Origin of the sequence: Plantibacter sp. H53, from assembly GCF_001650455.1 — a bacterium.
GTDB lineage: Bacteria > Actinomycetota > Actinomycetes > Actinomycetales > Microbacteriaceae > Plantibacter > Plantibacter flavus_A.
Genome location: NZ_LWCT01000022.1, coordinates 1 through 26222 on the forward strand (window position 1 = coordinate 1; position 26222 = coordinate 26222).

The window sequence follows — 26222 nt, forward strand, 5'->3', positions numbered from 1 at the left end:
GTCACCAACGGCTAGTCCAGCGCCCCGTCACTGTGCTGGAGTGACAGTTCGCGGGCTTTGGCGGGTGGCGGTTCGGATCCGGTAGAGGGACGTGCTGGCCGTGATGTAGAGGGTGCGTCCGTCTTCGTCACCGAAGCAGACGTTCGCGGTGCGCTCGGGGACCGGGATGCGCAGGATGGTCGCGCCGGTGGGGTCGAAGACCTCGACGCCGTCGCCCGCAGACGACCAGACGTTGCCGTCGACATCGATCCGGAAGCCGTCGGAAGCGGGGACCGCGGTGCTCGCGAAGGTGCGACCGGGGGTGTCGCCGCCGATGACCGAGACGCCGTCCTCCGCCACGTCGTATGCTGCGATCCGGCGTGCGGCGGTGGCGGTGTCGGACACGTACAGGATCGACCCGTCCGGTGAGAACGCGAGTCCGTTCGGGTGCAGCATCGCCGTGATGACCGGCTCGACCGCTCCGGTGTCCGGCTCGAACCGGAAGACGTAGCACCCGCCGTACTCCTGCTCGCCCGGGTGGCCCTCCTCCCCGCTCGGATCGATGCCGTACGGCGGGTCGGTGAACCAGATCGAGCCGTCGGCGTGCACGACGACGTCGTTCGGGGAGTTGAAGCGGCCGCCGGCCCAGCGGTCGACGAGCGTGATCGGACCGTCGGGCCCCTCGATCTCGACCGCGCGCCGCCCGTGACTGCACTGCACGACCCGGCCCTCGCGGTCGATCGTGCGGCCGTTCGTGTACTCGGCGCCGTCACGGAACACGGACGTCTCACCGGTCGCGGTGTCGAACTCGAGGATGCGGTCGTTCGGGATGTCGCTCCAGCGCACGCGGCCGGTCTCCGCGATCCATGCGGGCCCCTCGCTCCAGATCGCGCCCGTGTACAGGTGCTCGAGTTCGGCTCCCTCGGCGAGCAGCGGCGAGGGTTCGTTCGTCATGGTGACGTCGTCGTCGGTCATGACACCCAGCCTATTCGGCAGGTGCGGGTCTACGCCGGATCGATGGGGGAGGAGCCGAGGTTGCGAGCGCTCGGTCGGGTGACGGGCGGTTCGACGATCGACTCCAGGAAGGCCCACGCATCCATGCGCCAGCGGTCACCGGCGACGTCGATCGCCTCGATCCGGAACGGTGGGGTGAGGATCGCGTCCCAGTCGATCGAGTCGAGGACGCGTCGCGGAATCATCTCATCGACGTACGGCGCTTCACGCTCCGGATCCGGTGCGACCTCGGGCGCCTCGTCGTCGACGAGGACCTCGAGTCGGTCGATCATCGCGTCATCGAACGTCTGCATGCGGGTCACGAGCGTCTGCAGCTCGTCGGGATCGAGTCCGGCGACGAGTTCGAGGAGATAGGCGCGCCCCGGATACGCTTCCGCGGGCACATCGACGATGTTGTATCGGCCGTCGTCGGAGATCCACATACGTCAACGCTAGCCCGTCGCGGCTGGAGGCCGGGCGAGAGTGATGAGGTGAAGTGAGGCGATCGGTCGCCCGGGCCGCGGTTCAACGACGACGTGCCGCAACTCAGGCGGTGGGTACCTGCGTCGGGTGGATAGGCAGCTCCGCGGCTGGACGGACGAGCGCGGTCGGGCCGGGGTCGGTGAACCCGAACTGCTCGTAGAGGCCGTGCGCGTCGCTCGTGAAGAGCGTCCACCGGAAGTGCGCGCCGGGACCGTCGTCGATCATGGCCTGCACGATCCGCTTGCCGAGCCCGTGGCCCCGGTGCGCTTCGTCCACGATGACGTCGGCGAGGTAGCCGAAGCCGAGTCCGTCGGACACCGCTCGTGCGAAACCGACCTGGGCGCCCGTCTCCTCCTCGTACACGCCGATCACGCGCCAGGCGTCGTCGATCTGTGCCTCGACGTCGGCTCGGCTGCGCCACTTCGCCCAGTAGACCTCGCGGAGCAGGGCCCACACGGCGTCCCGGTCGATGCGGTCCTTCGAGTCGTCGATGCGATAGCCCATCGAGCAACCGTAGGACGGCCGGCACCGGGCCGTGGAGAGCCAGTCCGGTTCCGGTGGCCCGCTCGTCATCGGACGACACGACGGAATAGTCGAGCCGTCCGCGGGCTTAGCGTGAGGAGCAGTACCAGCGATGCACCGAACCCTGGAGGATCATCAGATGACTCACGCCCGCACCACCCTCGGAACGTCCGACCTGTCCGTCTTCCCGCTGAACCTCGGCGGCAACGTGTTCGGCTGGACCGCCGACCGGCAGACCTCGTTCGACATCCTCGACGCCTTCGTCGCGGGCGGCGGCAACTTCATCGACACCGCCGACGGCTACTCGGCGTGGGTGCCAGGCAACACCGGCGGTGACTCCGAGCGACTCATCGGCGAGTGGCAGGAACTCCGAGGCAACCGCGACGAGCTCGTCATCGCGACCAAGGTCAGCCAGCACCCCGACTTCACAGGCCTCGCGGCCGACAACATCCTCAAGGCGGCCGACGCCTCGCTCGAGCGCCTCCGCACCGACCACATCGACCTCTACTACGCGCACTTCGACGACGAGTCGGTGCCGCTCGAGGAGACGGTGACGGCACTGTCGTCCCTCGTCGACGCCGGCAAGGTCCGCCACCTCGGCATCTCCAACTACTCCGCCGCGCGCATCGCCGAGTGGTTCGAGATCGTCGAGGCCAAGGGGCTCCACCGTCCGATCGCCCTCCAGCCGCACTACAACCTCGTCGAGCGCGAGTTCGAGGGTGAGCTGCGCACGATCGCCGAGCGCGAGCAGCTCGCGGTGCTGCCGTACTTCTCGCTCGCGAAGGGCTTCCTGACGGGCAAGTACCGCGAGGGGTCGAGCGTCGACAGTGTCCGTGCCGAGGGCGCGCAGGCGTACCTGGCCGACCACGCCGCGCTCCTGCCCGTCCTCGACGAGGTCGCCGCGGCCCACGGCGTCTCCGTCGCGACGGTGTCGCTCGCGTGGCTCCGCTCGCAGCCGACCGTCGCCGCGCCCATCGCGAGCGCCCGCACGGTCGAGCAGCTGCCCGACCTTCTCGCCTCCGCCACGCTCGAACTCTCCGCCGACGAGCTGGCCGCCCTCACCGCCGCCTCGGTCGCGTAGGGGCGGCACCGGCGAGGGCACCTCCCCGCGCTCCGAAACACCCCGGCAACATGTGTCCCGGTAGAGTCGGCCCATGGGTGACCTGTTCAACGGCTATGGCGGCACGCTCGCCCCGCGCAAGACTCCGGGCGGCGTCCCCGCCTTCGACGAGATGTTCGGCGAGGCGGCGGAACACGCGGGTGGTGCGACCGCCAGGCGGGCGTATCAGGAGATCTACAGCTCCCTCGCTCGGATGACCCAGGAGGAGCTCCGAGGTCGCACCGACGCCCTCGCCAGCTCCTACCTCGCGCAGGGCGTCACCTTCGACTTCGCCGGTGAGGAGCGTCCGTTCCCGCTCGACGCGGTCCCGCGGGTGATCGAGCAGCAGGAGTGGACACAGGTCGAGGCCGGCATCAAACAGCGCGTCAAGGCGCTCGAGGCCTTCCTCGCCGACGTCTACGGCCCGCAGCTCGCCGTGCGCGACGGCGTCATCCCCGCGAAGCTCATCTCCTCGTCGTCGCATTTCCACCGGCAGGCCTACGGGATCCAGGCTGCGAACGGCGTCCGCATCCAGGTCTCCGGTATCGACCTCATCCGCGACGAGCACGGTCAGATGCGCGTCCTCGAGGACAACGTCCGGGTCCCGTCCGGCGTCAGCTACGTCATCTCCAACCGTCGCGTGATGGCGCAGACGCTCCCCGAGCTGTTCGTCTCGATGCGCGTCCGGCCCGTCGGTGACTACCCGAACAAGCTCCTGCAGGCGCTGCGCGCGTCGGCCCCGCCCGGCGTCGAGGACCCGAACGTCGTCGTCCTCACCCCCGGCGTGTACAACTCCGCGTACTTCGAGCACACGCTGCTCGCGCGGCTCATGGGCGTCGAACTCGTCGAGGGCCGTGACCTCTTCTGCTCCGGCGGCAAGGTCTTCATGCGCACGACCGCCGGACCCACTCGCGTCGACGTCATCTACCGCCGCGTCGACGACGAGTTCCTCGACCCGCTGTCGTTCCGTGCCGACTCCATGCTCGGTTCGCCCGGGCTCATGCTCGCCGCACGTCTCGGCAACGTGACCATCGCGAACGCCGTCGGGAACGGTGTCGCCGACGACAAGCTCGTCTACACGTATCTGCCCGACCTCATCAAGTACTACCTCGCCGAGGACGCGATCCTCCCGAACGTCGACACCTGGCGTCTCGAGGACCCGCTCGCCCTCGAAGAGGTCCTCGACCGCCTCGACGAGCTCGTCATCAAGCCCGTCGACGGTTCCGGCGGCAAGGGCCTCGTCGTGGGTCCGGACGCCTCGAAGGAGGAGCTCGCGACCCTCAGGACGAAGCTACAGGAGGACCCGCGCGGCTGGATCGCGCAGCCGGTCGTCATGCTCTCCACCATCCCGACGCTCGTCGAGGACGGCATGCGTCCCCGCCACGCCGACCTGCGACCGTTCGCGGTCAACGACGGCAACGACGTCTGGGTGCTGCCAGGCGGACTCACACGCGTCGCCCTGCCGGAGGGTCAGCTGGTCGTGAACTCCAGCCAGGGTGGTGGCTCGAAGGACACCTGGGTGGTCGGCCGGGCCTTCGACCCGAACGCCGCGCCCGAGGCCTCGTCGCACGACATCCAGGGTCTCGTCGCCGAGCAGGCCACGACCGAGACGACGTCGATCCCGATCATCTACGACCACGGAACGACCCCGGAGCACTCGCCCCAGGACCGTCCGGTCGGCAACCAGGACCAGCAGGAGCAACAACAGCAGACGCTCTCCACGCCCGCTGTCGCCGGGCAGGAGGACGCATCATGCTGAGCCGCATCGCCGAGAGCCTCTTCTGGATCGGCCGCTACATCGAGCGCAGCGACGGCACCGCGCGCATCCTCGACGTCCACCTGCAGCTGCTGCTCGAGGACCCGTGGATCGACGAGGACACCGCCTGCCGGTCACTGCTGTCCGTCATGGGCAGCGACGCGCCCGCCGACCAGGAACTCACCCGCCAGGACGTCCTCGCGCAGCTCGCCGTCGACCGCACCCACCCGGCGTCGATCGCCTACTCGCTCGGCGCAGCCCGCGAGAACGCGCGTCGTGCCCGCGAGATCGTGTCGACCGAGCTCTGGGAGTGCCTCAACACGACGCGTGCCCGAATGCCGCGCCGGGTCGCGAGCGACAAGGTGCACGAGTTCTTCGGATGGGTGCGCGAGCGCTCGGCCCTCGCCGTCGGCATCGTCGACTCCGCCACGAGTCGTGACGACGCCTGGCGCTTCTTCACCCTCGGTCGCAGCCTCGAACGCGCCGACATGACCGCCCGACTCCTGGCGACGCGGTCGCTCACCGAGGCGAGCGGCCCGTCCTGGACGACGATCCTCCGCTCCTGCGGCGCCTACGAGGCCTACCTGCGCACGTACCGCGGCATGCCGAGCGCGAAGAACGCGGCCGAGTTCCTGCTGCTCGACCAGCTCTTCCCCCGGTCGGTCATGTTCTCCATCAGTCGGGCCGAGGAGTGCATGCGCGACCTCGAACCGCGCCGAGGCCGCGTCGGGACGGTCGATTCCGCCCAGCGCTTGCTCGGACAGATCCGGAGCGACCTCGAATACCGGCCCATCCAGGACACGCTCGTCGACCTCCCCGGTCGGATGGACGCCGTGCAGAACGTCACCAGCCAGGTGTCGGAGGCGATCCGCGAACGCTACTTCCCCACTCATGCGGTGCCCGCGTGGATCGGAGAGAACTCATGACCCGGCTCCACATCAAGCACAGCACGGGCTTCTCCTACGGCGGCAAGGTCAACGCGTCGTACAACGAGGCGCGTATGCTGCCGGTGACGACCGAGGACCAGTACGTCCTGTACTCGCACATCGACATCCAGCCGGGGGCGTCGCAGTCGACGTACACCGACTACTGGGGCATGAAGGTCTCGGCGTTCGAGGTGCTGACCCCACACGACGAGCTCTCGCTCACGGCGACGAGCCTCGTCGAGGTCCGGCCGCGCCAGCACGAACCGCACCCGACGGGCTGGGAGCAGCTCGACATCGCGACCCAGGCCGCCGTGACGCGGGTGGAGCACCTGGAGCAGACGCGCCGGACGACCCCGCCGGACGACCTCGTCGAGCTCGCCCGGACCATCGCCGACCGCCACGAGAGCCCGTGCGAGGCCGCGATGGCCATCAGTCGGGAGATCGGCGAGCAGATGGACTACGTGCAGGGCGTCACGAGTGTGTACTCGACCGCTGCCGAGGCGTGGGCGAACCGCAAGGGCGTCTGTCAGGACATCACGCACATTGTCCTCGGGGCGCTGCGCTCGGTCGGGATCCCGGCCCGCTACGTGTCGGGGTACCTGCATCCGAAGCCGCACGCGGCGATCGGCGAGACGGTGACGGGGGAGTCGCACGCGTGGGTCGAGTGGTTCTGCGGTGACTGGCGTGGGTTCGACCCGACGAACATGGTCGACGTGGGCGAGCGTCACGTCCTCATCGGGCGGGGTCGTGACTACGGCGACGTCTCCCCACTCCGTGGTGTGTACGCGGGCCCCTACCGCTCGAAGCTCTTCGTGAAGGTCGAGATCACCCGAGAGGCCTGACCCGCCGGCCGACGCGGGGCACACCCTCCTCGGTGGATGCGTCAGCGCGGTGCGCTGACGTGAGCGCGGGTCATGCGCGGGAGCGCGGGTCTCCGGAGCGTCGCGCTCACGCGCCAGCCCCGCGGTCGTGCCCGTTCGGGTGCTCTCGTGCCAGCGCATCGCGCCGACGCCCGCAACCCCGCGGTCACGTCAGCGCCCCGCGCCGGCACCCGTAGGATCGACGGCATGCAGACCGAGATGATCGTCCCGGCCCGCCGCCCGATGAAGCTGATCCCCGCGGTGCTGCTCGCCGCGTCCGCGTTCTGCCTCTTCGGCCTCATGCAGCCGCTCGCCGGCTACCCGCTCCTCGTCGCCGCGCTCGCGACCGCGATCCTCATCGACCGAGAACTCGCGAAAGACCTGTTCCTCATCGCGATCGGCATCGGGATCGTCTCGACCACATCCGTGGAGGCGGACGTCTCCTGGCCGAGCTTCTTCCGCATCGGCACCGTCCTCCTGCTGGCGGTCGGTGTCCCGTTCCTCATCGACCGATTCGTCTACCGGCGGAAGGCGATCACCTTCCCCTGGCGCAGCCGCGAGAAGAAGACGAAGGGCGAGATCGCCTACCTCGTCGCCGTCCCGCTGCTCGGCTGGGCGATCCTCCCGTTCTACTTCATCCGCTCGGGCGCCTACGAGAACTGGCCGGTGATCAGCGACGCCGGGGAACTCGGTCGCTTCTTCGTCGGCGTCAACGCGGTCGGCACGTGGGACGAACTGTTCTTCATCTGCACCTGCTTCGCCCTGCTGCGACGGCACTTCCCGGTCTGGCAGGCCAACCTCCTGCAGGCCGTCATCTTCGTCTCGTTCCTGTGGGAACTCGGTTACCGCTCGTGGGGTCCGCTCCTGACGTTCCCGTTCGCACTCCTCCAGGGGTATCTGTTCTCGAAGACGCGGTCGCTCGGCTACATCCTCGCCGTACACCTGCTGTTCGACGCGATCGTCTTCCTCGCGATCGTGCACGCCCACCATCGCGACTGGATCCCGATCTTCTGGTACTGAGCGAAGACTTCGTCCGCCAGCGCACCGCTCTGACGCGAAGGTCGCTGTTCCGGGCCCAGCGCGGTGCGCTGACGCGAGCGGCGGTGTTCAGGTTCCAGCGCGGGTCTGGCGGGTGACCGCGGGTCTCCAGAGGGGCGCGCTCACGCCACAGCCCCGCGCTCGCGTCAGCGCACCGCGCTGGCAGCAAGCCGGACGGGGAATCAGGGGGCGGCGGGCTTCGTCGCCGCTCCGTCGAGCCAGAGCTCGGTCGACTCGTCGCGGTGCACCCCGTCGGTGCCGACGTGCTTCTCGCTGATCGTCGGACCGTTCTTGATGACGTGCACGAGCGCCATCCCATGACCCCGGCCGAGCTCGTAGTCCGCCTTCAGCCACTCGAGGATCTCACCGGCCTTCGTCGACGCGTCGAAGCCGCGGGCGTGCGCCTCGTCGACGAGCTCGCGCGGGGTCTTGCCGGTCTTCGCCTCGGCGGCATCGAGATAGGCCTGGAATGACATGACGGCTCCTTCGTCGATCGGGTGTCAGCGCCATCGTAGCCAGCGACGGCACTGAGCGACAGGCCTCGCAGCGCGCCATGCGGCCTCCCTCCAGGGAGGGCGGCGGCGACGCCAATAGGGTGAGGGGATGGACCGCCCCAGCAGGACCCCCGCCGGATTCGCCGCGACCGTCGGCATCGACCTCCTCGCCGTCATCGTGTTCGTCCTCATCGGCCGCGCCAGCCACGGCGAAGGCATCCTCGGACTCCTCGTGACGCTGTGGCCGTTCGCCGTCGGACTCCTCGTCGGACACGTCCTCGCACTCGTCCTCGGTCAGCGCGAGACCCGCTCCGTCCGCTGGGCCGGCGTCGTCGTCTGGGTGTCGACCGTCGTCGTCGGAATGGTGCTGCGCGCGGTCTCCGGCCAGGGCGTCCAACTCAGCTTCGTCATCGTGACCGTCCTCGTCCTCGCCGCTCTCCTCCTGGGGTGGCGCTTCGTCGCGTGGCTCATCGCGCGCCGACGCCGATGACGACCCCGACTCCGACCCCGACCCCGACGAGCACATGAGCGCCGAGCGCTGGGGACGCTGGTACTTCGCGGTGCAGGCCCTCGCCGGCGCAGCCTGGTGGGTGTCGGTGTTCCTCGTCCCGCCCGTCCGTGCGGCGACGCTCGGCAGCCTCGACCCCGTCGTCACAGCCGTGCTCGACGTCCCGCTCTTCGTCGTCGCCTCGGCGCTCGCCGCGGTCGGGATCCGATGGGCGGCGATCCTCGCGACCGGATGGACGCTGCTGGTCACCGTGTCACTGGGGATCTTCGCGGCCGTGACCCAGGAGGCGGGGATCGGCGCCCTGCTGATGGTCGGTGCCGCGGTCGGCTCGCTCGTGGCTCTCGCGCTCGTCCTCACCGGCGGGATCCCGAGAGCGTGGATCGCCTTCGGGCCGTTCGCGTTCCGCCCGGCGGACGCGTCGGCGTCGACCGGTTCGCAACTCGTGAGGACCGCCGTCGAGATCGTCGCGTTCTGGGGTGTCTTCCTCGCGGTGATCCCCGCCGTCCTGCGCTTCTTCGAGCTGCGGTGGCGGGTCGCGGTCGCCCTGCCGCCGGGTGCCGAGCAGTTCGCCGTGGCCGTCGGCATCGTCGTCGTGGTGCTCGGGAGCGTCGTCGGGCTCTGGTCGGCGGCCGCGATGGCGACGACCGGTGGTGGGACGCCGCTACCCGCCGCGATGCCGAACCGACTCGTCATCGCCGGCCCGTATCGCTTCGTCCGCAATCCGATGGCCGTCGGCAGCATCGTCCAGGGCGTCGGCGTCGGACTCCTGCTGTCGTCCTGGATCGTGGTCGTCTACGCGGTCTTCGGCGCCGTCGTCTGGAACGTCCTGGTCCGGCCGGTCGAAGAGGCCGACCTCGAGGCGCGCTTCGGCGAGCCTTACCGCCGCTACCGCGATGAGCTGCGGTGCTGGGTCCCGAGTGTCCGCCCGGTGTCGGGTCGTTCGTGACTCCTGCTGCGCGTGACGACCGGCCGCGTCACCCGCCGCCCCGCGCGACCGGGAGCCCCGGCGGTCGCAGGATGCAGGAGTTGTGGACGCCGAGCGGGTCGGAGCGGAGGACCGTCTAGCGGCGGGAGCCGGTGAGGGTCGTCGACTCGTCGACCGGCGACGACTCGGGACGCGACTCGGGCGCCTTCGCGCGCGACTTCGGCTTCGGCAGCGGGATCGGCGAGGTGAGCGCGATCTGCTCCGAGAAGTCCTCCGGCGTGACCGGTGAGACGACGCCGTCGTGGGTGAACTGCAGGCGCCAGCGGGAGTCCGGTGCGACGCGCAGGCGGAGGTGATGACGGAACACCCCGTAGGCGAGGCCGGTGGCGCAGGCGGCGAACCCGGCGAGTGCGCCCAGGCCGAGCGCCCAGCGCGGCCCGAAGGTGTTCGCCACCCACCCGACGATGGGCGCGCCGATCGGGGTGCCACCCATGAGGATCGCCATGTACAGCGCCATCACCCGGCCACGGACGGCGGCCTCGGTGCTCGTCTGCACGAGTCCGTTCGCCGTCGTCAGGAGCGTCACCGTCGAGAAGCCGACGAGGATCAGCACGGCGGCGAACGACCAGTAGCTCGGCATGAACGCGGCCGTGAGCGCAGCGACTCCGAAGAGCCCGGCCGCGCCGACGATCATCCGCATCTGGGCCTGCGCACGCCGCGCCGCGAGGAGCGCGCCGGTCAGGGAACCGATCGCGAGCACCGAGGAGAGGATGCCGTATTCGCCCGCGCCCTTGCCGAACTCGACGGCCATGGTCGAGGCGAAGATCGGGAAGTTCATACCGAACGCGCCCATGATGAACACGATCACGAAGATCACCATGAGGTCCGGCCGCCCGCGGACGTAGCGGAAGCCCTCGACGAACTGTCCTCGAGCCCGCGGTGGGCGCGGCGCCCGACGGAGCTTGCCGGTGCGCAGGGCCAACAGGGCGCCGATGACGCCGAGGAAGGTGAAGGCGTTCACGACGAACACCCACCCGGAGCCGATCGCGACGATGAGGAGACCGGCGATGGCGGGGCCGACCATGCGCGCCGCGTTGAAGGACGCCGAGTTGAGCGCGACGGCGTTCGACATGTTGTGCTCGTCGACGAGCTCGGAGACGAAGGTCTGGCGGGCCGGGCCGTCGACGGCGTTGATGATGCCGAGGGCCAGCGCGAAGAGGTACATGTGCCACAGCTCGGCGTGACCGAAGATGAGCAGGGCGCCGAGGGCTGCGGCCAGGAGCATGAGGCACGACTGGGTGAGGATGAGGATCTTCCGCTTGTCGAAGCGGTCGGCGATGAGACCGGTGATCGGCACGAGGACGAGCTGCGGCCCGAACTGCAGGGCCATGGTGGCCCCGACGGCCACGGCGTCGTTGTCGGTGAGGTCGGTCAGCACGACCCAGTTCTGGGTGGTGGCCTGCATCCAGGCGCCGACGTTCGACACGAGTGCGCCGATGAACCAGATGCGGTAGTTGACGCTGGACAGGGAACGGAACATTGCACTCACTGGGTGGCGAGTCTCCTCATGATCTCGGCTGCGCGGGCGAGGGTGTCGCGTTCGTCCGGGGTGAGCGCGCGCAGCTGCTGGGTGATCCACGCGTCGCGTTTCCGGACGGTCTCGGTGACGGTGGTGTGGCCCGCTTCGGTGAGGGCGATGGTGACCTTCCGGCGGTCGGCCGCGTCGGTTTCTCGGGTGACGTACCCGGCCTCTTCGAGGCAGTTGACGGTGCGATTCATGGATGGCGCGGACACGCGGTCGCGTTCGGCCAGTGCCCGCAGGGTTGCGGAGCCCTCTTTGTAGAGCCCTCCGAGGACGGAGAACTGCGGGTCGCTGAGGTCGTCGACCGACTTCTCCCCGCGCAGTCGTCTCGCGAGCCGGAAGGTGCCCATCCGGAGTTCGGACGCCTGCTCGGCGATCGTCAGTGCCCTGGTCTTCGTCGCTGCTCCGCTTGCCACGATCCATTAGCCTAGCAAATTAGCCACCCTAAGTATACCCGCGAACTGTCACAAACCGACAGTGCACGGGGAGCAGGACTGGCAGTTGGTGACAGTTCGCGAGCAGGGGGGTCAGAGCCAGCGGCGGGCTCGGAAGATGGCGTACAGGGTGCCGGAGAGGACGAGCATCGCTCCGATCGCTACCGGGTAGCCGAACTGCCAGTGCAGCTCCGGCATGTCGTCGAAGTTCATGCCGTAGACGGTGCCGATGAGTGTCGGGGCGAAGAGGATCGCCGCCCAGGAGGAGATCCGCTTGATCTCCTCGTTCTGCGCCAGGGCCGTCTCGCTCATCCGACGCGACTCCTCGTTCTGCGCGAGGCTCGCCTCCGAGAGGCGTCGCATCTCCTCGTTCTGCTGCTGCGTCATGAGCGTCGCGTGCACCGTGAGCGCGTTTCGGAGCAGGTGACGGAAGGAGTCGACGCGCTCCGCGATGCGGAGGGTGTGGTCGAGCACGTCGCGGAAGCCGTTGCGCAGCTCCTCGTCGAGACCGTACTTGTCGGCACCCTGCAGCAGCCCGTGCAGCATGGCCCGCAGAGGCGTGGTCGCGCGCTGGAACGCGATGACCTGACGCAACAGTTCGTAGATGCGACGCGAGACGTCCGCGGCGTCGCCGAAGAGCTCGTCCTCGATCTCGTCGATGTCGTTCTCGAGCCCCGCGACGACGGGACCGTAGCCGTCGACGACCTGGTCGAGCACCGCGTGCAGGACGGCGTCGGGGCCGAGCGCGAGGATGTCGGGCCGGGCCTCGAGTCGCCGCCGGACCTGGCCGAGGTCGGGCTTCTCCGCGTGGCGGACCGTGACGACGAACCCGGGGCCGACGAACAGGTGCACCTCGCCGAACTCGACCCGCTCCTCCTCGTCCAGGTAGCGGGCGGGACGCAGGACGACGAAGAGCGTGTCGCCGTACCGCTCGAGCTTCGCCCGCTGATGGCCCTTCAGGGCGTCCTCGACGGCGAGCGGATGCAGATCGAACTCCTGTGCAACGGAGCGGATCTCCGACGGTTCCGGGCGGTACAGACCGATCCAGGCCATGCCGCGCTGTTCGTTGAGGAGCTCGTACGTGGCGTCGAGCGATCGCGGGCTCGCCGAGCGCCGTCCGGTCACGTAGATGCCGTTGTCGATGAGTGCCATGAGGTCTCCGTCCATCGATCGACGGGAACGTGCGGCGGCCGCGCGGGTGCAGGCGATCGCGGTGGATCGCACCCGGGGAGGTGTGAGTGAGGGCGCCTCGGCACCGACGGTGGCAGCGCCTACCGGGTGAGGGAGGCGGGGCGGTTCGTCGATGCGGTGGCGCGGGTACTGTCACCAGCCATGGCCGCTCACCTCGCTTCCGTCGAAACCTGCCGGCCCGCCGTTCGGGCCTCAATCACCGTACGCCTGCCCTCCGGGAACTGCAAACGGACTCGCGACGCCGCCGGTCCGAGGGCCTACGCTGGCGGGATGAGCGAGCAGACCCCGCCACCCGTCGACGACGCGAACCGCCCCGTCGAGCCGCGACCGTATGTGACCGAGACGATCATCGACGACGACGGCGTCACGGTCTACGTCTACCTGTGGGAGGTGCCGAACCCGCGGGCCGTCGTGCACATCGCCCACGGCGCGGGCGAGCACGCTCTCCGGTACGGGCGCCTCGCCGCGCGGCTCAACGACGCGGGATACTCGGTCGTGGCCGACGACCACCGCGGCCACGGTCGCACGGGGCTCGAGCACCTCGGCCTCGGCAAGCTCGGCCCGCGGACCACCCGTGGCGCGATCGACTCCGTCGCCGCCGTCGGCCGGTACCTGCGGACCCGCTTCCCCGAGTCGCGGCTCGCGTTGCTCGGTCACAGCTGGGGCTCGCTCATGGCGCAGAAGGTCGTTGCCGAACACGATCTGTACGAGCTCCTCATCCTCTCGGGCACTTCACTCGCGATGCCCGGCGTCATCAACGCCGGCGACCTCAACAAGCGCTGGCGGAAGACCGGGAAGACCGGTCTCGAGTGGCTCAACCGCGACCCGGCCGCCTGGGCCGCGTTCGCGGCCGACGAGCGCAACTTCGACATCGGAGTGACCCCGGTGTGGAACCCGATCCAGGCGTTCGCCTTCCTCGGTCGCCCGCCGAAGCGCCTGCCGCGCAAGCTGCCCGTGCTGATCCTCGGCGGCTCCGACGATGCCCTCGGCGGCGTCCGCGGCCTGACCCTGCTCCGCGACGCGTACGTCAAGCGCTCGAAGCTGACGGACGTGACGCTCGTCATCTACCCCGAGGCGCGGCACGAGATCTTCAACGAGCTGAACCGCGAGGACGTCGAGCGCGACGTCGTGGAGTGGCTCGACCAGCGCACCTGAGCGGGCGGGTCGCCGGGTATCCGGACCGGTGACAAGCTCGGGGGCCGCGGGGTACAGTCGCGACACCCACACTCGACGCAGAGGAGACCCGGTGACCTCGGACGGACCCACCTACAGCCACCGCAGACGGAACTCGGCCGAGCGCATCGCGCGGTCGCTCGCGGGAGCGAGTACGGTCCCGTACTGGCTCGACAGCCCCGACCGGCCGACGCCGGAGCCCCGACTCGTCGGCCAGGTCACGGCGGATCTGCTGGTCGTCGGCGGCGGCTACTCCGGACTCTGGACGGCCCTCATCGCCAAGGAGGCCGACCCCTCGCGTGACGTCGTGCTCATCGAGGGCAAGGAGGTCGGCTGGGCGGCCAGTGGCCGGAACGGCGGCTTCTTCGAGGAGAGCCTCACCCACGGTGTCGACAACGGCGAGCGCCACTTCGCCGACGAACTGCCGGAGCTCGACCGCCTGGCGGACGAGAACTTCGACGAGTTCGTCGCGACGCTCGACCGTCTCGGGATCGACGCCGAGTTCGAGCACACCGGTGTGCTCACGGTCGCGACCGAGCCGCATCAGGTCGACGCGCTGCGCGAGGTGTCGGGCGACGGTGTCTTCCTCGATCGCGAGGCCGTCCAGGCGCTCGTGCACTCACCCGTGTACCTGGCTGGTCAGCGCGAGTGGAAGAGCACCGCACTCGTCCACCCGGCGAAGCTCGCCTGGGGCTTGAAGCGCGCCTGCATCGAGCTCGGTGTGCGGGTCTTCGAGCACACCCCGGCGACCCGGCTGCGGCGCTCGGGCGACGGCGTCGCGGTGACCACGAAGCAGGGCGGGGTGCAGGCCCGGCAGGTCGCGCTCGCCACCAACGGCTTCCCGTCGCTCCTCAAGCGCACGGAACTCCTGACGATCCCCGTGTACGACTACGTGCTCATGACCGAGCCGCTCTCCCCGGAGCAGCTCGAGAGCATCGGGTGGACCGACCGTTTCGGTATCGCCGACTCGAGTCGCGAGTTCCACTACTCCCGCCGGTCCGCCGACGACCGCATCCTCTACGGCGGCTTCGACGCGGTCTACCACCGGGGTGGCAGGATCCGGCCGGAGCACGATCAGCGCCGCGAGACGTTCGAGACCCTCGCCGACCACTTCTTCACGACCTACCCGCAACTCGACGTCCGGTTCACCCACGCGTGGGGCGGCATGATCGACATGTGTTCGCGGCTCTCGGCGTTCCAGGGCACGGCACTCGGCGGACGCGTCGCCTACAGCGCCGGGTTCACCGGGCTCGGGGTCGGCGCGACGCGCTTCGGTGCGAAGGTCATGCTCGATCTGCTGAGTGGCGAATCGACCGAGTTGACCCGCCTGAAGATGGTCCGGTCCAAGCCGATCCCCATCCCGCCGGAGCCCATCGCGAACCCCGCGATCCAGACCGTCCGCCGCGCGGTCGCCCGTTCCGACGCGAACGAGGGCCGCGACGGCCTGCTCCTGAAGGTCATGGACCGCTTCGGCATCGGCTTCGACTCCTGACCCGGTTCGACGCCCCTTCCGGGGAATCCGGACGCCGTCCAGGAATAGGCTGGGGGGCATGCATGGTGAGTACAAGGTCCCGGGTGGCAAGCTCGTCGTCGTCGATCTCGAGGTGGTCGACGACCGCATCGCGGACTTCCGCCTCGCCGGCGACTTCTTCCTCGAACCCGACGACGCACTCGCGCTGATCGACCGCGCCGTCACGGGGCTTCCCGCCACCACCGACGCCGCAGGCCTCGCCGCAGCCATCCGCGGGGCGCTGCCCGAGGACGCCGTGCTCCTCGGCTTCACGCCCGAGGCCGTCGCGACGGCGATCCGCCGCTCGCTCGCGAAGGCGACGGGCTGGGGCGACTACGACTGGCAGCTCATCCACGAGGGCTCGGTGTCACCGCAGCTCCACCTCGCGCTCGACGAGGTGCTGACGAACGAGGTCGGCGAGGGCCGCCGTGGTCCGACGCTCCGCATCTGGGAGTGGGACCAGTCGGCGGTCGTCATCGGCAGCTTCCAGTCGCTCAAGAACGAGGTCGACCTCGACAACGCGAAGGCGAACGGCTTCGAGGTCGTCCGCCGCGTCTCCGGCGGTGGCGCGATGATGATGCAGCGCGGTGGCATCATCACCTACTCGCTCTACGTCCCGGCCGAGCTCGTCAACGGCATGACCTTCGCCGACTCCTACGCCTACCTCGACGACTGGGTGCTCGTCGCCCTCCGCTCGCTCGGCATCGAGGCGACCTACCAGCCGCTCAACGACATCACCAGCCCGTCGGGCAAGATCGGCGGTGCCGCGCAGAAGCGGCTCGGGAACGGCGCCGTCCTGCACCACGTCACGATGAGCTACGACATGGACGGCGAGCTCATGACCCGGGTGCTCCGCATCGGGCGGGAGAAGCTCAGCGACAAGGGCACGACTTCTGCGGCGAAGCGCGTCGACCCGCTCCGCAGCCAGACCGGGCTCTCGCGGGCCGAGATCATCGATCGCATGAAGGACACCTTCGTCGAGATCACCGGAGCGACCCCCGGCCATGTCACCGATGCCGAGCGCGCCGCCGCCGAGCAGCTCGTCGCCGACAAGTTCGCCACCGACGCCTGGCTCACCCGCGTCCCATAACCCTCCCCGCAGCCCGCGAACTGTCACCAGTGGCGGGTGTGGCCCTGCATCACCCACCGTTGGTGACAGCTCGCGGGCTAGGGTGGGGGGACGATGACAGCGCAGAACGAGACACCCGACCCGTCGACCCCCGCCACGCAGGCGTCCCTCGAGCAACGGCTCTCCGACGCGGTGGCCGCCGAGAGCGAGACCCGGGTCGTCGAACGCTGCGTCTCCCTGCTCGCCGGTCGCTACGAGGGTGAGGACTTCCTCCGCGTCGTCGGCGGACACCACGCCGAGGGCATCCTCGGCGGAGCGCCCGCGCTCTACTGGCCCGAGCTCTGGGGCACCCGCGCCCTGCTGCACGTGTGGGACGACTCGGCCACCGCGCCCGTCGTCGGAGCACTCGGCAACCAGGCCTGGCGCGTCCGGGAGATGGCCGCACGCGTCTGCGCCGAGCGTCGGATCGGCGACGTCGCCGCGATCGCCCCACTGCTGAGCGACGACCACGCCCGCGTGCGCGCAGCCGGAGCCCGGGCGCTCGCCGTCGTCGGTGGTGAGGACGCCAAGCCGCTCCTCGAAGCGCTCCTCCGTGACCCCGACCGCGAGGTCCGTCGCGCCGCGCAGCAGTCGGCGAAAGCGCTCGCCGCCCGCCGCTGAGCTCGCGAGGGGGCCCGAACGGTCGGTCCCGGACGCTCGGCGCCAGCCATTCGGGACCCGTCGCGGGCCGGACTAGTGGGTGCCGGCCTCGAGCAGGATGATGACGATCCCGAAGAGGGCCGTCGCGACCCCGCCGAGGAGACACCACCACCAGCGTGACCCGCGCACCACGAACGCCGCGCAGCCGAGCACGAAGAGCATCAGCGTGGACACCTGCAACGCCAGCATCACGGCGTGCTCATGGCTGAGCACACCGGCGATGCCGAAGACGAGCGGGATCGTCGGGAGCACGGCGGACAGGAGCATCCCGGACGACTCCTGGAACCCGTGCCTGATCGACGCGCCGAGTGTCACCAACGCCTCGTGCCGATCGTCACCGTGGTGCGCGAGGGTGGCCGAGTAGACGTGCGCGAGCCAGAACACGATGAGGGTCAGCGCACTCGTGATGAGCACCTGCTCGACGTCGTCGTCCTCGTACACGCTCGACGCACCGACGAGGCCGGCGTAGACGACGGTGCCGTAGATCGCGCTCGACGAGGTGAGGCGTCGCAACGGTGACGGTTTCGGCTGCATGATCCAGAGGATAGCGGGCGCTGCAGCCCTGCGTCCCCGGTTCAGTCGCCGACGTTGCGCTCGCCGCGCTCGTAGACCGAGGCGGCGGGCCCGACGATGTTGGTGTCGGGCGTGCCGACGACCTCGTGGTCCTTGTTCTCGTAGTCGAAGCGGTGCAGCACGTGCCGCATCGCCTCGACCCTGGCGCGCTTCTTGTCGTTGCTCTTGACGATCGTCCACGGGGCGTCGGCGGTGTCCGTCGCTTCGAGCATCGCCTCCTTCGCGCGGGTGTAATCGCCCCACTTGTCGAGTGAGGCCAGGTCCATCGGGGAGAGCTTCCATTGCCGCACCGGGTCGACCTGGCGGATCGCGAAGCGCGTGCGCTGCTCGTCGGCGGAGACGGAGAACCAGAACTTCACGAGGTCGACGCCGTCGCCGACGAGCATCTGCTCGAACAGCGGCGCCTGACGCATGAACTCGTCGTACTGCGCCGGGGTGCAGAACCCCATCACGCGTTCGACGCCCGCGCGGTTGTACCAGGACCGGTCGAACAGCACGATCTCGCCGGCGGCCGGCAGGTGCTGGACGTAGCGCTGGAAGTACCACTGCGTGGACTCGCGGGCGGTCGGCTTCTCGAGCGCGACGACGCGGGCGCCACGCGGGTTGAGGTGCTCCGTGAAGCGTTTGATCGTGCCGCCCTTGCCCGCGGCGTCGCGTCCCTCGAACACGACGACCAGCCGACGGTCGTTCGCTTTGATCCAGTTCTGCAGCTTGAGCAGCTCGATCTGGAGCAGCCGCTTGTCGCTCTCGTACTGCTCTCGCGACATGCGCTCGGCGTACGGGTAGCCCTCGCGCCAGGTGTCGATGTGGCTGCCGGCGGCGTCCAGCAGGATGGGGTCGTCGTCGTCGACATCGACCACCTGGTAACCGTCGACCTGGTCGAGTGCGGGCGGTGGTGCGTAGTGCGAGACGAGCTGCTGCATGGTCGGGACGCTAGTCCCCGTGCGTGACCGCCAGGTGGCCGGTGGGTGACGCGCTCGTGGCTAGCCGGCGGAGCGGGTGAGGAGGTCCTGACGCTCGGGGTGCGCGTCGAACCACTCGCCCACGTACCAGCACATCGGGACGATCCGACGGTCGCTGTGCTGCTCGACGTCGTCGACCGCGTAGGCGACGAGTTCGCCCGCGTACCCCTTGCCGCGGAAGGGCGGCGTGGTGAAGGTGCGGGGGAAGGAGATCGAGTCGCCCGATATGCGGTAGTCGACGACGCTCACCAGCTGGCCGTCGACGTACATGGTGTAGCGCTGGGCATCGGTCTCGTTGGCGAACTCCGTGGTCATACGCGGTACAACGCGCGGGGTCGGTTGTTCCTTCCCGGGTGTGCAGGCCGCGGGCTGCCAGAATAGGCACATGTCCCTCGCCGCCGCAGCCGATGAAGTGCCGCTGCGGTGGACCCCGGACGGCCCCGACCTCGTCCTCGAGGGCGACAACCTCGACGTCGTCGCGCAATTGCCCGACGAGGCGTTCACGCTCATCTACCTCGATCCGCCGTTCAACACCGGGCGCGTGCAGCGTCGCCACTCCTCGACCTCGGTGCGCACCGCTGAGACGGGGGTGAACCGTTTCGCCGGCTTCAAAGGGCAGGCGTACGAGCGCATCCGCGGCGACCTCAGACGCTTCGACGACGCCTTCGACGACTACTGGGGCTTCCTCGAGCCGCGACTCGTCGAGGCCTGGCGCGTCCTGGCGGCCGACGGCACCCTCTACCTCCACCTCGACTACCGCGAGGCGCACTACGCGAAGGTGCTCCTCGACGCCCTCTTCGGTCGGGAGTGCTTCCTCAACGAGATCATCTGGGCCTACGACTACGGCGCGAAGGCGCAGAGCCGCTGGCCGACGAAGCACGACACGATCCTCGTCTACGTGAAGGACCCGAAGGGGTACCACTTCGACAACGCGACCGTCGACCGCGAGCCCTACATGGCGCCCGGGCTCGTCACCGCGGAGAAGGCGGCGCGCGGCAAGCTCCCCACCGACGTCTGGTGGCACACGATCGTGTCGCCGACCGGCCGCGAGAAGACCGGGTACCCGACGCAGAAGCCGGAAGGGATCCTGCGTCGCATCGTGCAGGCGTCCTCCCGCGAGGGCGACTGGGTGCTCGACTTCTTCGCCGGCAGCGGCACGACGGGGGCGGTCGCGAAGGCGCTCGGTCGTCGTTACGTCCTCGTCGACGAGAACCCGCAGGCGATCGAGATCATCCGCTCCCGCCTCTCCTAGCCCGCGAACGGTCAGTTCAGCACAGTCGCTGCGCCCGGGACTGTCGTCTGGTGACAGTTCGCGGGCTGGTGGGGAGGGTCAGACGGAGGCGCGCGAGACGAGGCGGGTCGGCATCATCGTGACGCGCTCGACCGGCTCGCCGGCGAGGCGACGGACCAGCACCCTCGCCATCTCGGCACCGAGGTCGATGGGTGACTGCGCGATCGTCGTGAGCGGCGGTGCGGCGGTCTCGCCGTAGCGGTCGTCGTCGTAGCCCACGACGGCGATGTCGCCGGGGATCGTCAGGCCGGCTTCGCGGATGACGGAGTAGGCGCCGGCGGCCATCTGGTCGTTCGCGGCGAAGAGTCCGTCGATGGGCACGCCGCGCGCGAGGAGACGCCGCATCGCGGCAGCGCCGTCGGCCGGGGAGAAGTCGCCCACCTCGACGAGGTCGTGCGGAAGACCCGCGACCTCGAGCTCCGCGCGCCACCCGGCGAGTCGGTCGACCCCACCCGGCATGTCCTGACGGCCCGCGATCGTCGCGATCCGCGTCCGGCCGGCCTCGATGAGGTGACGGGCCGCGGTCCTCGCGCCCTCGACGTTGTCGACGTCGACGTAGGTGCTGTCGACGACGTCGGCACCCATCGGGCGACCGCCGAACACGATCGGGAGCTCCTGGCCGAGCCGCGTGTACGAGTGGTCGCCACTGTGGTGTGACACGACGAGCGCGCCGTCGACGTTGCCGCCGAGCAGGTATCGGCGGGTCTTCTCGGAGTTCGCCTCGCTCGCGATGAGGAGGTTGAGTGTGTAGTCGGTCTCCGCCAGCTCGAGGGCCACTCCCTGCACGACCGACGCGAAGAAGGGGTCCGAGAACACCCGGGCGGTCGACTCCGGGACGACGAGCGCGATGACCTGGGTGCGGCGGGAGGCCAGCGACCGGGCGGCGCGGTTCGGGACGTAGTCGAGCGCGGCGATCGCCTCGTTCACGACGGCGACGACCTCGGCCGTGACCTTCGGTGAGCCGTTCACGACCCGCGACACGGTCGCGCGCGAGACCCCTGCGCGGGCTGCGACCATCTCGAGCGTGGGGGCCCCTTGACCGGACTGCATCATCGTCCCCTTCCGAGCGGGTGAGCGTGCCGAGTGCAGTGTATCGCCGGGCGTCTGGACGTCCGTGGCCGGTGTCGCTCCTCAGGAGGTGACCGGCGTGTCGCGGCCCCTCGATCGCGACACGCCGGAGTGTTCCTGCGTCAGGGAAGCTCCGCCACGGTGGGCACCACACGCGAGGCGGCGATGCGGCGTGCGTACGCCAGTCCGCTGTCCTTGATCGTGCGCTCCTGCGTGTCGTAGTCGACCCGCACGATGCCGAACCGCTTGTCGTAGCCGTAGGCCCACTCGAAGTTGTCGAGCAGCGACCAGACGAAGTAGCCGCGCACGTCGGCGCCGTCGGCGATCGCGAGTTCCACCTGGTCGATGTGGTCCTGGATGAAGGCGTCGCGGTCGACGTCGTGGATGCGGCCGTCCTCCGCGACGACGTCGTCGTAGGCCGCACCGTTCTCGGTCACGTACAGCGGCGGCAGCGTCGGGTACTCGCGGCCGAGCCGGACGAGCAGGGTGCGGAGGCCGGCGGGGTGCACCTCCCAGTCCATGGCGGTGCGCGGCAGTCCGCGGCTCGGGAAGGAGATGTCGGGGGAGGCGAGCCACGGCGAACCTGCCTCGCGCTCGGTCGCACCGGAGTGGCCGCCGTCGGCGCCGGAGTCGTCGGGGTGACCCGACACGAGGTCGTCGTGGTAGTGGTTGACGCCGAGGAAGTCGATCGGGGCGGAGATGGTCTCGAGGTCACCGTCGTGGACGAGCGTGTCGAGGCCGAGGCCCTCGAGGTCTTGGGCGACGTCGGCCGGGTACTCGCCGAGGACGATCGGTTCGAGGAAGATGCGGTTCATGATGCCGTCGACGCGGCGGGCGGCGTCGACGTCGGCCGGGTCGGTGGGGTCCGCCGGGATCGCGTTGGTGAGGTTGAGGGTGATGCCGATCTGCTCGGCACCGAGCTCGCGGAGGCGGGTGGTCGCCAGTCCATGGGCGAGGTGCTGGTGGTGGATGGCGGCGAGCGCGGCGGCCTCGTCGCGGCGACCCGGTGCGTGCACGCCGACCGCATAGCCGAGGAGTGAGGAGCAGAACGGTTCGTTGAAGGTCGTCCAGTGCCGGACGCGGTCGCCGAGCGCGTCGTAGGTCGCCTCGGCGTAGTCGACGAAGCGCAGGGCGGTGTCGCGGTTCGTCCAGCCGCCCTGCTCCTCGAGCGCCTGCGGAAGGTCCCAGTGGTACAGGGTGAGCCAGGGGAGGATGCCGGCGTCGAGGAGCTGGTCGACCAGGCGACTGTAGAAGTCGAGGCCGGCTGGGTTGACGTCGCGGTCGCCCGGCTTGATGCGCGCCCAGCTCGTGGAGAAGCGGTAGGCGTCGAGGCCCAGCTCGGACATGATCGCGATGTCGCCGGCGGTGCGGTGGTAGTGGTCGACGGCGACCTCGAGGTCGTCACCGTTGGCGATCGCTCCAGGCACCCGGGCGAAGGTGTCCCAGATGGAGTCCTCCTTGCCGTCCTCGTGTGCCGCCCCCTCGACCTGGGCGGCCGCGGTGGCGGAACCCCAGAGGAACGGCGGCAGGATCAGGGCCGGGCGGGTGGTGGGCTGGGGGGCGTGCGTCATCGAAGCTCCTCGTGGCTGGGTGCACGCCCATGCTATCGCCTGCTGAGAGCGCTCTCATGTCGGTCTCGCGTGTGGGTGGGGTGCGGCGCCAGCGCGGTGCGCTGACGCGAGCGCGGGTCTACGGAGTGAGCGCGCCCCTCCAGAGGGGCGCGCTCACGTGCTGGGGCCGCGGTGACGCCGATTCGACAGCGCTCACGTCAGCGCGGTGCGCTGGCAAACCGACGAACGACGGTCAGCGACGGGTGGAGGGATCGACGACGCAGTTGCTCGCGGTGTCGGGTGACAGCTGCGACCCCGCCAGCTCGGCGGCACGCTGGGCGGCGAGCGACAACTCGTCCTCGGCGTCCTCCGCAGCCTGGGCGTCGGTGCGCTCCTGCAGCGCGGACTTCGCCCGCAGCGGCGGCGCCTTGAGGAACCAGCTCAGCACGAACGCGACGGCGACCACCGCGAAGCTCACCCAGAACACGGTCACGGTCGCATCCGCGAACCCCGTGAGGAACGGCGCGGCCAGGTCGTGGTTCGCACCGACGAGGAACGAGGTGTCGCCGTCGAGCGCGGAACCGGCCGAGCCGCTGTTCTCCTGCGCACGCTGCAGCACCTTGAGGATGCCCTCGTTCGCCGGGTCCGACAGCACGGCCGGGTCCTGCGCCGCAGCCCGGACCCGCTCGCTGAGCGTCGGGTCGGCGAACGCCGCCGCGATGGTCGTCGGGATCCGCGTGTAGAGCACGGAGAAGATCACGGCCGTGCCCAGCGTTCCACCGATCTGGCGGAAGAAGGTCGACGAGCTCGTCGCCACCCCGATGTCGCGCGCCTCGACGGCGTTCTGGCTCGCGATCGTCAGCGTCTGCATCAGCTGGCCGAGTCCGAGGCCGACGAGCAGCATGCCGCCCATCATCCACCAGACCGGCTTGTCGGCCGTCGCGAAGCTGAAGTAGAAGAAGCCGCTCAGGAGCAGGAAGGTACCGACGATCGGGAACGCCTTGTACTTGCCGGTCCGGGCGATGATCTGGCCGCTCGCGATCGACGAGATCATGAGGCCGAGGATCATCGGCAGCATCAGCAGACCGGACTCGGTCGGTGTCGCGCCTTCGACGAGCTGCAGGAACAGCGGCACCGTCATCATCGCGCCGAACATGCCGAACCCGACGAGCACGCCGAGGATGGTGGCGACCCGGAAGGTGGAGTTCTTGAAGAGCTTCAACGGGATGAGTGCGTCGTCGCCCATCGCCCGTTCGACGAGGATGAACCCGACGATGCCGGCGACCCCGATGGCGTAGCAGGCGATGGACCCCGCCGAAGCCCAGCCCCAGATGCGGCCCTGCTCGGCGACGAGCAGCAGGGGCACGACGGCGAGGACGACCGTTGCGGCACCCCACCAGTCGATGCGGACGCTGTGGCGGGTGTGCGGGATGTGCAGGAAGCGGAGGACGATCGCGAGCGCGATGACGCCGATCGGCAGGTTGATGAGGAACACCCAGCGCCAACCGGTGATGAACAGCAGCTCGGGGGCACCGGCGAACAGACCGCCGATCAGCGGGCCGATGACACTCGAGACGCCGAAGACCGCGAGGAAGTACCCCTGGTACTTGGCGCGCTCGCGCGGGGCGAGCATGTCACCCATGATCGTCAGCGGCAGGGCCATGAGGCCGCCGGCGCCGAGGCCCTGGATGGCACGGAAGATCGCCAGCTCGTACATCGAACCGGACATGCCGGCGAGCAGCGAGCCGATGAGGAAGATCGAGATCGCGATGATGAACAGCGGGCGGCGGCCGAAGATGTCGGACAGCTTGCCGTAGATCGGCGTCGAGACGGTCGAGGTGATCAGGTACGCGGTGGTGACCCACGCCTGGAGGGCCATGCCGTCGAGGTCGTCGGCGATCGTGCGCATCGAGGTGCCGACGATGGTCTGGTCGAGTGCGGAGAGGAACATCCCGGCCATGAGGCCGAAGATGATGAAGAGGATCTGCCGGTGGCTGAGGACGGGGGCGGATCCCGACGGCTCGGTCGAGGCGGGGGAACTGGATGACATGCGGTCTCGTTCGACTCTGGGCACGCCGGTCTGCAGGCGCACCGACGTTGGGGATTTTGCGTAGTGTGCAAACTTACACCCGGCGCAAGTTCCGCGGCAACCGCTTCGGTCAGGGTGTGGCGGTCGGCGCTGCGTCGAGGTCCGCGTCGAGCGCCGCGAGGTAGTCCAGGGTGGCCGTGAGTGCCACGTGGGCGTCGTCGAGGTCGAGGTGGAACTGGTACTCGTGGGGGAGCGCCGGCTCGTGGTCCGCGGCCCAGAAGAGCTTCGTGACGTCGACGCCGGCGTCCTCGAGGGCACTGCTCATCGGGACCGACTGCAGCCAGGTGAGGGCGTCGCCGTTCCCACCGGTGATGAAGGTCGGCGGGAAGTCGGCGGTGACGAAGTCGATCGTCGACATGAGCGCGCCGGTCGACGTCTCCGACCAGTCCTTCGTACCGGCGTAGGCCCAGAGGGCGGTCTGGAGGCCCCAGGCGCCGATGCCGTCGAGCTCGGCCATCGACGGCAGGTCGTAGACCCCGCAGTTGAGGATCGTCCCGACGAGCTGGTCCGCAGCGATGCCAGGGGTCATGCCCGACAGCGTCGCGTAGTCGGGGTTGGTCGTGAGGACGGCGAGCTGGCTGGCGAGCTGCGATCCCGCTGAGTCGCCCGCGAGCACCAGGCGGTCCGGGTTCCCGTTCCACTCGGCGGCGTGCTCCGAGATGTACGCGAGCGCGTCGTTGAGCTGGTTCACGGCCGTCGGATAGACGGCCTCGGGAGCGATCGTGTAGTTGACCGCGATCGTCGTGTACCCCTCGGCCGCGAGGATGCGGAGGTAGGGTTCGACGTTGCCCTTCTCGCCGGAGATCCAGGCGCCGCCGTGGATCCAGACGATCGTGGTGAGCGGTTCGGTGCCGTCCGCTGGGGTGAAGACGTCGAGGGTGGTGTCCACCTGTGGTCGGCCACCGCTCGGTGCCGCGTACGCGATGTCGCGGAACTCCGTGAGCTTCGTGTCGGGGACGTACGGCTCCATCTCGGCGACCATCGCAGCACCGCCGCGTTCGAACACCGAGCGGATGAGGAGCGCGGACGGCCACGGGGTGATGGCCGCGACGACCGCGACGACGAGGCCGAGACCGACCACGACGGCGGCCGCGGTCAGGAGCCGACGGAACCGCGGGCGCTTCCGGTGCGTCGGCGCGTGGTGTGCTGGCGTCCCTGCGGTCATGGTCGGGCCCCTCGTCCGGTGTGCAAGCCTGTCGACAGTGTGGCAGAGGCGCATGCGCCGTGTCGCGGTTAGGCTCGACGTGTGACCGCAGCCCACCAGCCCTCCCACCGACGCCCGGTCTCGCGGCGCGTCCGACGCAACCGCGTGATCGCGTTGAGCGTCCTGGCCGCCGCGCTCGCGATCCTGCTGGTGGTGCTCGTCGTGAACATCGCCGGCGGCGCCACGCCCACCCCGGCCGCCGCCACGAAGACACCGAGTGCGACCCCGTCCGTCACCCCGACGC

The 26222-nt window shown here is 69.6% G+C and carries 26 protein-coding genes and 1 pseudogene; 13 read left to right on the forward strand and 14 right to left on the reverse strand.

Annotated elements, in window-relative coordinates:
- Nucleotides 1–27 precede the first annotated feature (27 nt).
- The 3 genes from A4X17_RS11140 to A4X17_RS11150 form a co-directional block, all read right to left on the reverse strand.
- Nucleotides 28–954, reverse strand: a complete 927-nt coding sequence (locus A4X17_RS11140; protein ID WP_231884365.1) for an SMP-30/gluconolactonase/LRE family protein — start codon at nt 952–954, stop codon at nt 28–30.
- Nucleotides 955–983: 29 nt separating this feature from the next.
- Complete coding sequence (locus A4X17_RS11145) at nt 984–1415, reverse strand: hypothetical protein (RefSeq protein WP_064295749.1); 432 nt, start codon at nt 1413–1415, stop codon at nt 984–986.
- A 103-nt stretch (nt 1416–1518) separates the two neighbouring features.
- Nucleotides 1519–1959, reverse strand: coding sequence for a GNAT family N-acetyltransferase (locus A4X17_RS11150; protein WP_064295750.1), 441 nt, complete (start codon nt 1957–1959; stop codon nt 1519–1521).
- A gap of 157 nt (nt 1960–2116) precedes the next feature.
- On the opposite strand from A4X17_RS11150, the gene A4X17_RS11155 reads away from it, so the two are divergent.
- The 5 genes from A4X17_RS11155 to A4X17_RS11175 all read left to right on the forward strand — a co-directional run bounded on the left by A4X17_RS11155 (nt 2117) and on the right by A4X17_RS11175 (nt 7638).
- Nucleotides 2117–3058 (forward strand): aldo/keto reductase, encoded by a 942-nt coding sequence (locus tag A4X17_RS11155; RefSeq protein WP_064295751.1) that lies wholly within the window; start codon nt 2117–2119, stop codon nt 3056–3058.
- Between the two features lie 73 nt (nt 3059–3131).
- Nucleotides 3132–4835 (forward strand): circularly permuted type 2 ATP-grasp protein, encoded by a 1704-nt coding sequence (locus tag A4X17_RS11160; RefSeq protein WP_064295752.1) that lies wholly within the window; start codon nt 3132–3134, stop codon nt 4833–4835.
- The gene (locus A4X17_RS11165) at nt 4829–5758 is read left to right on the forward strand and encodes an alpha-E domain-containing protein (RefSeq protein WP_064295753.1); all 930 of its coding nucleotides are present in this window, start codon (nt 4829–4831) and stop codon (nt 5756–5758) included. The genes A4X17_RS11160 and A4X17_RS11165 overlap by 7 nt, the downstream gene beginning before the upstream one ends.
- Nucleotides 5755–6600, forward strand: a complete 846-nt coding sequence (locus A4X17_RS11170; RefSeq protein WP_064295754.1) for a transglutaminase family protein — start codon at nt 5755–5757, stop codon at nt 6598–6600. The genes A4X17_RS11165 and A4X17_RS11170 overlap by 4 nt, the downstream gene beginning before the upstream one ends.
- 225 nt (nt 6601–6825) lie before the next feature.
- A complete protein-coding gene (locus A4X17_RS11175; protein WP_064295771.1) occupies nt 6826–7638 on the forward strand; it encodes a CPBP family intramembrane glutamic endopeptidase in 813 nt (270 codons plus the stop codon).
- A 200-nt stretch (nt 7639–7838) separates the two neighbouring features.
- On the opposite strand, the gene A4X17_RS11180 is transcribed toward A4X17_RS11175, so the two are convergent.
- Complete coding sequence (locus tag A4X17_RS11180) at nt 7839–8132, reverse strand: DUF4287 domain-containing protein (RefSeq protein ID WP_064295755.1); 294 nt, start codon at nt 8130–8132, stop codon at nt 7839–7841.
- A gap of 127 nt (nt 8133–8259) precedes the next feature.
- Between A4X17_RS11180 and A4X17_RS11185 the strand changes: the two genes are divergently transcribed.
- Both A4X17_RS11185 and A4X17_RS11190 read left to right on the forward strand, forming a co-directional pair.
- On the forward strand, nt 8260–8640 hold the full coding sequence (locus tag A4X17_RS11185) for a DUF3054 domain-containing protein (protein WP_064295756.1): 381 nt from the start codon (nt 8260–8262) through the stop codon (nt 8638–8640).
- Nucleotides 8641–8674: 34 nt separating this feature from the next.
- A complete protein-coding gene (locus A4X17_RS11190; RefSeq protein WP_064295757.1) occupies nt 8675–9604 on the forward strand; it encodes an isoprenylcysteine carboxylmethyltransferase family protein in 930 nt (309 codons plus the stop codon).
- A 115-nt stretch (nt 9605–9719) separates the two neighbouring features.
- On the opposite strand, the gene A4X17_RS11195 is transcribed toward A4X17_RS11190, so the two are convergent.
- The 3 genes from A4X17_RS11195 to A4X17_RS11205 all read right to left on the reverse strand — a co-directional run bounded on the left by A4X17_RS11195 (nt 9720) and on the right by A4X17_RS11205 (nt 12751).
- Nucleotides 9720–11123: an MFS transporter gene (locus A4X17_RS11195; protein ID WP_064295758.1), complete on the reverse strand. Its 1404-nt coding sequence runs from the start codon at nt 11121–11123 to the stop codon at nt 9720–9722.
- A 5-nt stretch (nt 11124–11128) separates the two neighbouring features.
- The gene (locus tag A4X17_RS11200; protein ID WP_229939713.1) at nt 11129–11581 is read right to left on the reverse strand and encodes a MarR family winged helix-turn-helix transcriptional regulator; all 453 of its coding nucleotides are present in this window, start codon (nt 11579–11581) and stop codon (nt 11129–11131) included.
- 111 nt (nt 11582–11692) lie between these two features.
- Nucleotides 11693–12751, reverse strand: a complete 1059-nt coding sequence (locus tag A4X17_RS11205; protein ID WP_064295772.1) for a magnesium and cobalt transport protein CorA — start codon at nt 12749–12751, stop codon at nt 11693–11695.
- A 309-nt stretch (nt 12752–13060) separates the two neighbouring features.
- On the opposite strand from A4X17_RS11205, the gene A4X17_RS11210 reads away from it, so the two are divergent.
- The 4 genes from A4X17_RS11210 (at nt 13061) to A4X17_RS11225 (ending at nt 17202) form a co-directional block, all read left to right on the forward strand.
- On the forward strand, nt 13061–13945 hold the full coding sequence (locus tag A4X17_RS11210) for an alpha/beta hydrolase (RefSeq protein WP_197479065.1): 885 nt from the start codon (nt 13061–13063) through the stop codon (nt 13943–13945).
- Nucleotides 13946–14036: 91 nt separating this feature from the next.
- Nucleotides 14037–15455 (forward strand): FAD-binding oxidoreductase, encoded by a 1419-nt coding sequence (locus A4X17_RS11215; protein ID WP_064295760.1) that lies wholly within the window; start codon nt 14037–14039, stop codon nt 15453–15455.
- 58 nt (nt 15456–15513) lie between these two features.
- Nucleotides 15514–16563, forward strand: a complete 1050-nt coding sequence (locus tag A4X17_RS11220) for a biotin/lipoate A/B protein ligase family protein (RefSeq protein ID WP_064295761.1) — start codon at nt 15514–15516, stop codon at nt 16561–16563.
- Between the two features lie 93 nt (nt 16564–16656).
- Nucleotides 16657–17202: a HEAT repeat domain-containing protein gene (locus A4X17_RS11225; RefSeq protein WP_082916113.1), complete on the forward strand. Its 546-nt coding sequence runs from the start codon at nt 16657–16659 to the stop codon at nt 17200–17202.
- A gap of 72 nt (nt 17203–17274) precedes the next feature.
- On the opposite strand, the gene A4X17_RS11230 is transcribed toward A4X17_RS11225, so the two are convergent.
- The 3 genes from A4X17_RS11230 to A4X17_RS11240 are packed head-to-tail and all read right to left on the reverse strand — an operon-like array spanning nt 17275 to nt 19091.
- A complete protein-coding gene (locus tag A4X17_RS11230; RefSeq protein ID WP_064295762.1) occupies nt 17275–17775 on the reverse strand; it encodes a hypothetical protein in 501 nt (166 codons plus the stop codon).
- 41 nt (nt 17776–17816) lie between these two features.
- Complete coding sequence (gene ppk2 / locus A4X17_RS11235) at nt 17817–18737, reverse strand: polyphosphate kinase 2 (RefSeq protein ID WP_064295763.1); 921 nt, start codon at nt 18735–18737, stop codon at nt 17817–17819.
- Nucleotides 18738–18797: 60 nt separating this feature from the next.
- Complete coding sequence (locus A4X17_RS11240; RefSeq protein WP_064295764.1) at nt 18798–19091, reverse strand: GNAT family N-acetyltransferase; 294 nt, start codon at nt 19089–19091, stop codon at nt 18798–18800.
- Between the two features lie 70 nt (nt 19092–19161).
- Between A4X17_RS11240 and A4X17_RS11245 the strand changes: the two genes are divergently transcribed.
- Nucleotides 19162–20028, forward strand: coding sequence for a site-specific DNA-methyltransferase (locus A4X17_RS11245; protein ID WP_064295765.1), 867 nt, complete (start codon nt 19162–19164; stop codon nt 20026–20028).
- Between the two features lie 78 nt (nt 20029–20106).
- Here the strand turns inward: A4X17_RS11245 and A4X17_RS11250 are convergent, their stop codons facing one another.
- From A4X17_RS11250 to A4X17_RS11265, 4 genes are all read right to left on the reverse strand, one after another.
- Nucleotides 20107–21120, reverse strand: coding sequence for a LacI family DNA-binding transcriptional regulator (locus A4X17_RS11250; RefSeq protein WP_064295766.1), 1014 nt, complete (start codon nt 21118–21120; stop codon nt 20107–20109).
- Nucleotides 21121–21257: 137 nt separating this feature from the next.
- Nucleotides 21258–22706: a GH1 family beta-glucosidase gene (locus tag A4X17_RS11255; protein ID WP_064295767.1), complete on the reverse strand. Its 1449-nt coding sequence runs from the start codon at nt 22704–22706 to the stop codon at nt 21258–21260.
- Between the two features lie 232 nt (nt 22707–22938).
- Nucleotides 22939–24735, reverse strand: coding sequence for an MDR family MFS transporter (locus tag A4X17_RS11260; RefSeq protein ID WP_064295768.1), 1797 nt, complete (start codon nt 24733–24735; stop codon nt 22939–22941).
- A gap of 109 nt (nt 24736–24844) precedes the next feature.
- Complete coding sequence (locus tag A4X17_RS11265; protein WP_064295769.1) at nt 24845–25939, reverse strand: alpha/beta hydrolase; 1095 nt, start codon at nt 25937–25939, stop codon at nt 24845–24847.
- An 81-nt stretch (nt 25940–26020) separates the two neighbouring features.
- Here A4X17_RS11265 and A4X17_RS11270 point away from each other — a divergent pair.
- A pseudogene (locus A4X17_RS11270) lies at nt 26021–26222 on the forward strand (hypothetical protein); the annotation flags it as partial.

Coding starts and splice junctions, on each gene's coding strand:
- A4X17_RS11140 (WP_231884365.1), bottom strand. CDS start 954: ATGACCGACGACGACGTCACCATGACGAACGAACCCTCGCCGCTGCTC.
- A4X17_RS11145 (WP_064295749.1), bottom strand. CDS start 1,415: ATGTGGATCTCCGACGACGGCCGATACAACATCGTCGATGTGCCCGCG.
- A4X17_RS11150 (WP_064295750.1), bottom strand. CDS start 1,959: ATGGGCTATCGCATCGACGACTCGAAGGACCGCATCGACCGGGACGCC.
- A4X17_RS11155 (WP_064295751.1), top strand. CDS start 2,117: ATGACTCACGCCCGCACCACCCTCGGAACGTCCGACCTGTCCGTCTTC.
- A4X17_RS11160 (WP_064295752.1), top strand. CDS start 3,132: ATGGGTGACCTGTTCAACGGCTATGGCGGCACGCTCGCCCCGCGCAAG.
- A4X17_RS11165 (WP_064295753.1), top strand. CDS start 4,829: ATGCTGAGCCGCATCGCCGAGAGCCTCTTCTGGATCGGCCGCTACATC.
- A4X17_RS11170 (WP_064295754.1), top strand. CDS start 5,755: ATGACCCGGCTCCACATCAAGCACAGCACGGGCTTCTCCTACGGCGGC.
- A4X17_RS11175 (WP_064295771.1), top strand. CDS start 6,826: ATGCAGACCGAGATGATCGTCCCGGCCCGCCGCCCGATGAAGCTGATC.
- A4X17_RS11180 (WP_064295755.1), bottom strand. CDS start 8,132: ATGTCATTCCAGGCCTATCTCGATGCCGCCGAGGCGAAGACCGGCAAG.
- A4X17_RS11185 (WP_064295756.1), top strand. CDS start 8,260: ATGGACCGCCCCAGCAGGACCCCCGCCGGATTCGCCGCGACCGTCGGC.
- A4X17_RS11190 (WP_064295757.1), top strand. CDS start 8,675: ATGAGCGCCGAGCGCTGGGGACGCTGGTACTTCGCGGTGCAGGCCCTC.
- A4X17_RS11195 (WP_064295758.1), bottom strand. CDS start 11,123: ATGTTCCGTTCCCTGTCCAGCGTCAACTACCGCATCTGGTTCATCGGC.
- A4X17_RS11205 (WP_064295772.1), bottom strand. CDS start 12,751: ATGGCACTCATCGACAACGGCATCTACGTGACCGGACGGCGCTCGGCG.
- A4X17_RS11210 (WP_197479065.1), top strand. CDS start 13,061: ATGAGCGAGCAGACCCCGCCACCCGTCGACGACGCGAACCGCCCCGTC.
- A4X17_RS11220 (WP_064295761.1), top strand. CDS start 15,514: ATGCATGGTGAGTACAAGGTCCCGGGTGGCAAGCTCGTCGTCGTCGAT.
- A4X17_RS11225 (WP_082916113.1), top strand. CDS start 16,657: ATGACAGCGCAGAACGAGACACCCGACCCGTCGACCCCCGCCACGCAG.
- A4X17_RS11230 (WP_064295762.1), bottom strand. CDS start 17,775: ATGCAGCCGAAACCGTCACCGTTGCGACGCCTCACCTCGTCGAGCGCG.
- ppk2 (WP_064295763.1), bottom strand. CDS start 18,737: ATGCAGCAGCTCGTCTCGCACTACGCACCACCGCCCGCACTCGACCAG.
- A4X17_RS11240 (WP_064295764.1), bottom strand. CDS start 19,091: ATGACCACGGAGTTCGCCAACGAGACCGATGCCCAGCGCTACACCATG.
- A4X17_RS11245 (WP_064295765.1), top strand. CDS start 19,162: ATGTCCCTCGCCGCCGCAGCCGATGAAGTGCCGCTGCGGTGGACCCCG.
- A4X17_RS11250 (WP_064295766.1), bottom strand. CDS start 21,120: ATGATGCAGTCCGGTCAAGGGGCCCCCACGCTCGAGATGGTCGCAGCC.
- A4X17_RS11255 (WP_064295767.1), bottom strand. CDS start 22,706: ATGACGCACGCCCCCCAGCCCACCACCCGCCCGGCCCTGATCCTGCCG.
- A4X17_RS11260 (WP_064295768.1), bottom strand. CDS start 24,735: ATGTCATCCAGTTCCCCCGCCTCGACCGAGCCGTCGGGATCCGCCCCC.
- A4X17_RS11265 (WP_064295769.1), bottom strand. CDS start 25,939: ATGACCGCAGGGACGCCAGCACACCACGCGCCGACGCACCGGAAGCGC.